The organism is Saprospira grandis DSM 2844 (assembly GCF_000275825.1).
Lineage (GTDB): Bacteria > Bacteroidota > Bacteroidia > Chitinophagales > Saprospiraceae > Saprospira > Saprospira grandis_A.
Map to the genome: position 1 here is coordinate 4,399,061 of NZ_JH719942.1, position 7,011 is coordinate 4,406,071.

Here is a 7,011-nt window from a genome sequence, read left to right on the forward strand (position 1 = left end):
CGGCAAAGCCGCAGACCAAGCAAAAACTTGTTTTTTGCGCAGGGCCGAGCGAACAGCGAGCTGCCGAACGTAGCGCCCGCCTTCGGCGGGAGGCCCCTAAAAAATACTTTTATGCTAAACCCATAACCACAAAATAAGGCTTTCTACAGCAACTTAATCTCTCTAATATCCGCTTCGCTTAAATCTAAAAGCAAGATGGCGCACCAACATGAATCAGGGTCTGTTCCAAGATAAATACTTTCACTTATTCGGTAATACTTAATAGGCCCCCTACTTTCTCCAATCGTTATAAGCATAGCCGTTTCGTTCATAAAAGCAGTCATCATCCAATACCTGTGCAGATGCAGGTCGTCGCCTGTGTCTATCCCTAGAGAACAGCTATAAAACTCATCACTCAACTCTAAACGATTAAATTCATCATCCTCTAGTTTTTTTATTTTTTCATTATTTAATGAGATAAGTTCAATTTCAGACAGAATTTCACTACAAGGGTCAAAAGCGGATTGAATGAATATTGGACCATTGATTTCACTACTAATACAAATAAATATCGAATCTCCTATGCGGCGGTTTTTTAGACGAATAATAAAAGGAAGATAATAATCGTAGTAATCTACTAGATATTCCAAGGGCTTATCAATAGGTTTAAAATTTAGTTTTATCATAGACGAAATTTATTTTTTTCTATTTTTTCTATAGATCGGCATAAAGTGCTTAACTGCGGCCTTGTTGCATAAATCATAATTTACTGACTATTAGTAACTTCTAGCTTGACAGCATTAAACTCATTTAAAATTTGAATACGCATCAGGACTTCTTGTTTCTGCATTTTAAAGCTGATCGAAGAGAGCCGTTCAGAGAAAAAGTGCTTGAGCCGCATCATTGCAGTTTCGCTTAAATTTCGACGATGATAGCCTAAATCTTGTTTCCAAGCAGCCGCTCCTAACTCCCAGATATATAAAATATCATCATTGCGATAACTATCGACTAGCTCTCCATTTTTTCCTTTTTTTAGGCGAGCATTTTTACGTGGGGGAATCAATGGAACCGCCCCAGCCGCACAAATTGCTTCTCGACATTTTGTTTGGTCATAGGCGCCATCTGCATAAACTTGGTTAATATTAAATGGCTTCAATTTTTTCATCATTTTGAGGAGTTGAGAAGCATCGGTTTTTCGTCTCTGTGGTAATCTCTACAACCAGGATTTCTCCTGTTTTGTCATTTACGGCTAAATGTACTTTAATCCAGCCAGAACGGTACTTTTTGATGTGTTTTATTCGCCGCCACTCTCCCTGTCCTTTTATTTTTAGTCCTGTACTATCTATTGCTATAGACAGCTCTTCATCCGTTTTTTTAGGCTTAATATTCAGCTTTAGTTTTTGACTCTGCGGCATATTTGGCTGTAAGATATTGGATTGACATCCAAATTATATTCGGAAATAACGCATTTTAGAATGCCTTCTAACTGTCGATATCCAAAAGAAAAAAGACACTTTTAAACGGAATAAATAGCGAATAAATTCATCGGAAATGGTTTTAGGTCTGCCGCGTTTTGAGCGCTTAGCTATGAGATTTTTGCTTGCCAAAGGCGGGAACCAAACATTAAAAAGAAACTCTCCTTGGGCGGTATAAAATCTGTTGGTTAGTGCGTAATTCTGTAAGTTTTTTCTAAATTTGTCATGGGACAGCTCGATATTTTATTGTTCGTCGAAAAAACTTAAATCTACGAGTCTTGTCCCTTTTTTTATGCCTAATTCACAAGGTTTTTTTTAATTAGCTGGTTTTCAACTTGTTAGATTTATGCAACAAGGCCGTTTAAAAAAAGAACTATGATGTCCGTAAGTAACAGGAGTATGTATTTCAACTGCATTTACACCGTTAATCTTCGATCCTTGAAAACCTGCCACAGGATCAAAGTCTGCACGCATAAAATAATTTGTTTTTGCATTAGGATCAGATGGTTGTCCAGGAGAAGCATTATCACCAAACAATCCTCCACCAACATCATCTGTTGGGTGTGTAGCAATATTGCTTGCAAAAATATTACTACCAAAAGCGGCAATATCGACAACAAACTCTATTTCAAAACCTTCTATTTTCTTATCAGCAGTACGCAACATTACATAGTTGTCTAGATCTATGCCCTTCAATCCTAAAGACCTTGCTTGGTTAATTAATATATCCCTAACGAGAGTTCTATCCCAGTTATATGTTGCAACATAGTCAACTAACGCTTGTGAAAACCCCCTTTGATATGCAGCCCCCATACTATTAGTAATAAACTTAACAGATTCTATGATCTGACCTTGACTATTTCTTTCTAACTGTAGAATAATATCTGATGCATAGTACAATCCCATTTCATACCCTTTAGCCTCTCTATTACTCCAATAATAATTATCAGGAAATCCTGAAAAGCCACCATACGAACCATCAAAAAACATTGCATTATAGTCTCCAATTTGGCTAAGCACTTCTGTAGTCCATTTAGCTCCCCAGTATTCTTCTCTACCTCCACAATCAGGACAATTATCAGGACAAGGTTGCCCCTTACTATGCATTCCATTTATAAATATTATTAAATCGCCTTTATCCACGCTCTGCACATAACTCCTTGCAAAGGAGGTAGAGCTAATTTCCGTTGATACAGTAGCTTTATAAGACTCTTCTTTTTCTTTTTCCGGATAACCCACACTTGCCCCAGAAGCATCCGTATAATAGATCGGATTTCCATCAAAGGTATTATAGGGCGATTGATGCGGGAAGGTAATGGGATCCGCAGACCAGCAGCGCCCCATCCGCCCATCTAGCTCTCTAAAGTATGTAGTATGATGCCCTGAGCCAATTTCTGGGCTTTTGCGCATTTCAAAGAACGAGGTCTAAAGATAGTATTTTTTTGGGGCCTGCCGCCTGCGGCGGCCGGGCTGTTTAAAATACTTTTGCAGGAAGTCGCTAATCAAAAAACCTTAATAATCTTTAAGCACTAAAAACCTGTATGCAGAACGAACAAAGCCACAATATTCATCATCCTTAAATGAATTGAAATCTATATAAAAGAATAACCTCATTTTCTGTTCTAAATCTATATCTACTCCAGAAGCCAATAAATTTGTCGTAGTAGCTATGGTATCTACAACTAGAGTCTCAGTAGATGATATATGTCTTTCAAAGTAATAGTTTATTGCATTATAATTTCTACTCCAGTCTGAAGTATCCAAGACTACAGTTATCTTGTCTTTTGTGCGTTTAGTTTGCAACCTGTTCTCTATTTCTCTAAAAACATCATCTACTGAATGATATTTGGTTTCTCGTTTGGATGATAGAATTTCTAATGAATCTACTGAAATTCCTTTTTCCTTTAAAAGTCGATCTCTAATTTGATGCATATACCCTATGCAATAAAAATCAATACACTCTTGTATCTCTGGCTGTTCTGGATAAACACTAAAATACTGAATACCATTGTCTTCAAGTAGGTCAGTCAAGCAGGTTGAAGGCCCTATGTCTCCATAATTTAATAGTAAATAATAATTATAACTGGAGTCCTCTATAGCACTATGAACTCCACGACAGAAGCAACTTGTATCTATGGGCTCTGATGATAAATATTCAGATTTCATTGTCAAACTATCTAAAGCACTAAGGCATTTACTACTGTAATCCCCAGCTTCCGAACTACATGACGTATGCAAAACCAATAACATGCTGCAAAAATATATAAATTTAGACATTTATAGTTTATTTTTTATAAAAAAGATCAATAACTTGAATCAAGTATAGCGGCTTCATTTTTTTTACCTCCCCAAGGTTATTATATTTTTGATATTGCCTATATTTTTTTCCTACACCATAGTTTTTCTTAATTTTACGCAAGTCTCTGTCCATTATTGTAGAATATGAAGGTTCGACATCTAATCTTGATAACAGTAGACCCCACGCTTTGTCAAATTCATTTTGGAGTTCTGGTGTAATTTTACGTTTGTTCTTAACAGCATCTATCCAGTGAGCAGCCCCTCTTGCAAATTCTCTTATTTCCCAATCCCCATTACCTAAACCAACAATAGCGTGAGCAACACGAACTTCAGCTTCAAGCAGTAATACAGATACAGCATGATTAGAATGATGATTACACCTGTAAAAATGAAGTTGTGCAGCATGAATAACCTCTTCATGTACAATATGTTTTATTGCTGATTCTCTAGTGGTTTTCATTCTTTTTGCAAAATTGTCAAACACATCCCAATACAGGTTAATTGCTCCCGGATCATTCTTGGTATTTTCATGCGTACGTTCAAAACCACCTGCGCTAGTTGCTTTTTTATCTTTATGGATAGAATAATTAAAACTATAATACAAATCTGTATACCACAATGTTAAATAAGCCTCCGCAAATATGAAAGACTCGCTATAAAGATCATCTATAATACCTCCCAGTTCTTTGATTTGATCTTGTGTCATAGAATTCCCCCAAACAATCGTTTCTGGATATTTTGCAGATGGAACAATTGACAACCCAGCAGCCACTTCTGCCACATAACTCCTCGCAAAAGAGGTAGAGCTAATTTCTGTTGATACAGCAGCTTTATAAGACTCTCCTTTTTCTTTTTCCGGATAACCCACACTTGCCCCAGAAGCATCCGTATAATAGATCGGATTTCCATCAAAGGTATTATAGGGCGATTGATGCGGGAAGGTAATGGGATCCGCAGACCACCAGCGGCCCATCCGCCCATCTAGCTCTCTAAAGTATGTAGTATGATGCCCAGAGCCAATTTCTGGGCTTTTGCGCATTTCAAAGAACGAGGTCTAAAGATACTATTTTTTGGGGCCTGCCGCCTGCGGCGGCCGGGCCCTTACAGGGCTCGCAGGTCTGCTCGGCCCTGCGCCAGCAAGCTGGCTAGGTCTGCCGCTGCGCGGCCCCCTTGCAGGCCCCTAGGCCAAGTCGCTTCGCTCCTTTGCGGCGGCTTCGCCGCCTGCTCGCCGTGGCTGCATCACTTAACAAAATCACTAAAAGCATTCCACTGCTTTTGCGCCCATTTCTACTTTTAAGGCAAATAAAACTATAAGCTAGCAACGGCGCTCTCATCCCCATAGCTCTTCAGCATAACCAAAAAAGTCTGCAAAAAACAACAATCCTACCGTAGGTTGTGCTCCATAGAAAACTATTTCTTGGTTAATGAAGTCTAAACCTGGTATAACATAATCATATATCGGATCCAGAATCGGTGTAATTCCATGTTTTTCAAAAAATGGCCATAATTTTTCACACAAATCAAATTGTTCTTGAATAAAGCAATCGTCATCACTTTCTCGGTCAATGTATCCGCTATGAGTCCTAGGATCTGGATTTTTCACAGAACAATAAAATGTGAGTCTTACTGCATTGACAAACTTAGAAAAAGTCAGTCTCGTCTGATAGTAAATTTCCAAGTCTCCAGATTTGAATTCGGAGTGGTCAATATAAACTTGCACTTTTAATGCATCATGTATTGATACATCGGCATAGTCGCTCAGTTCTTTGCGCAATTCTTCGATCAAGGGATAAGGCTGAGCTATTTTTTCTATATACTTTTCTTTATCCTTAGCCAGTAAAAGTACCTCATCTATTAAAGATTGTAAATTATCAACCACCATAATTACTACGTTTTACACTTTAAAAATTTAATTATTTCCTTTCTTTAATTTGTATATTTTTTACTTCTGGCAACATTGTACCACCTTGGCTTTTTAATTTAATTCTTGAGGAGAGGTTAGCATTTGGACCAACCAATTTTCCCCAATTTGCTTGTCCGGCTTGTACTATATCCGCTTTTTTCACTTCAAATTCTACATAAACAGATCCTTTAGGAGCTTGTCTTCTAAACGTACTAGGACCATCGAAACCGAGTTTAGGATCAAGCTCCTTGTTGATTCTAGAAACATAAGTCACTCCACCAGACCCTTCTTGCACTCTACCTGTTTTCAACATTTTATTATACTCACCTACACTCATCCAACGCCCTACAACTGCAAAGTTAGAGGCGATATCCATACTCAACTCAACAACAGCGTTCCAATCTGCTCTTTCTTGCCAAATTTCAGGAGCAGTATTATTTCGGTTATCAATAATGTTATCTTCACCAGAAAACAGCCCCGCACAACCTGGATCTTCCCATACTCGATCCCAAGCATTACTGTTATAATTAGGATCTTTATCATTAAAATTATATCTAGCAGACGGATAAACTGAAGTACCTTCTAAGTAGCCATCATCAGATAATTTTTCTCTTATAAGATATTTTTTATGAGTACCATCTGTTTGAACAATTGACAAATGAGTATAAGCTACTCTTTGAGTGCCTTCTTTTATTACTTTATCTTTATTAAGTACTACTTTAGTTTTATATCGATCATATGATCCATCTTCCTTTGTATATAAAGTAACTATCTTTTCCTCCAACCCATCCAAATCAACAGCCCAAATCGGCTTATTCCCAGCAAACTGATAGGGTGTATACCAAGGATAATCCGGACTCAACGGATCCACACTCAAAAACTTCCCTATGCTCGGATTGTACAACCTAAAGCCATAATCCTGAATGTTTTGCGTCCCCCAATCTCGGTCATCTTCCTTCCCATTAAACCCAAAACGATACCCCTCCCCACTCACAAACTTGCGGCCTGGCATTTCCCATCCAAATGGATAATATAGACTAGCCGAAGAAACCTGCGCCAAATAATAATCTGCCTGTCCAGTTTGGCTGCTGTCTTGGCCCAAGGATTTATCGCTGACCGTAGCTAGGACGTTGCCTAAGTGGTTGGACAGCTCGTAGCGGCGGCGGCCCAGCTCTAGTTGATGGTAGCTGCTTTGCGCCAAAGTGGTTTTGAGCAGGCTCCCAGCAGGCAAGCCAACGGCCCCCGACTCATCCCGATACCTTAAAGCTAAGGTTTTTTCTAAGATTCCCAAACGAGCCGAACCATATAAATAGCAGCTCCTCCAGATAAAGGCTATCTTTGTCATCGACCAGCGCA

8 protein-coding genes are annotated in these 7,011 nt (G+C 38.6%); all 8 read right to left on the reverse strand.

Annotated elements, in window-relative coordinates; translation table 11 throughout:
* Positions 1–143: 143 nt before the first annotated feature.
* Entirely contained in the window at positions 144–665 is a 522-nt protein-coding gene (locus SAPGRDRAFT_RS19515; RefSeq protein WP_002661222.1) for a hypothetical protein, read from the reverse strand.
* Positions 666–745: 80 nt separating this feature from the next.
* Entirely contained in the window at positions 746–1,147 is a 402-nt protein-coding gene (locus SAPGRDRAFT_RS19520) for a transposase (protein WP_071530201.1), read from the reverse strand.
* Positions 1,122–1,394 carry a transposase gene (locus SAPGRDRAFT_RS19525; protein WP_037350634.1) on the reverse strand — a complete coding sequence of 91 codons (273 nt, stop codon included), beginning with the start codon at positions 1,392–1,394 and terminating at the stop codon, positions 1,122–1,124. The genes SAPGRDRAFT_RS19520 and SAPGRDRAFT_RS19525 overlap by 26 nt, the downstream gene beginning before the upstream one ends.
* A gap of 390 nt (positions 1,395–1,784) precedes the next feature.
* Positions 1,785–2,864, reverse strand: coding sequence for a hypothetical protein (locus SAPGRDRAFT_RS19530; protein ID WP_002661224.1), 1,080 nt, complete (start codon positions 2,862–2,864; stop codon positions 1,785–1,787).
* Positions 2,865–2,966: 102 nt separating this feature from the next.
* A complete protein-coding gene (locus tag SAPGRDRAFT_RS19535) occupies positions 2,967–3,731 on the reverse strand; it encodes a hypothetical protein (protein WP_002661225.1) in 765 nt (254 codons plus the stop codon).
* A 7-nt stretch (positions 3,732–3,738) separates the two neighbouring features.
* Positions 3,739–4,791, reverse strand: a complete 1,053-nt coding sequence (locus tag SAPGRDRAFT_RS19540) for a hypothetical protein (protein WP_002661227.1) — start codon at positions 4,789–4,791, stop codon at positions 3,739–3,741.
* Between the two features lie 291 nt (positions 4,792–5,082).
* The gene (locus tag SAPGRDRAFT_RS19550; RefSeq protein ID WP_002661228.1) at positions 5,083–5,634 is read right to left on the reverse strand and encodes a hypothetical protein; all 552 of its coding nucleotides are present in this window, start codon (positions 5,632–5,634) and stop codon (positions 5,083–5,085) included.
* A gap of 31 nt (positions 5,635–5,665) precedes the next feature.
* The coding region (locus SAPGRDRAFT_RS22735; protein WP_002661229.1) for an RHS repeat domain-containing protein at positions 5,666–7,011 on the reverse strand (1,346 nt) is incomplete at its 5' end.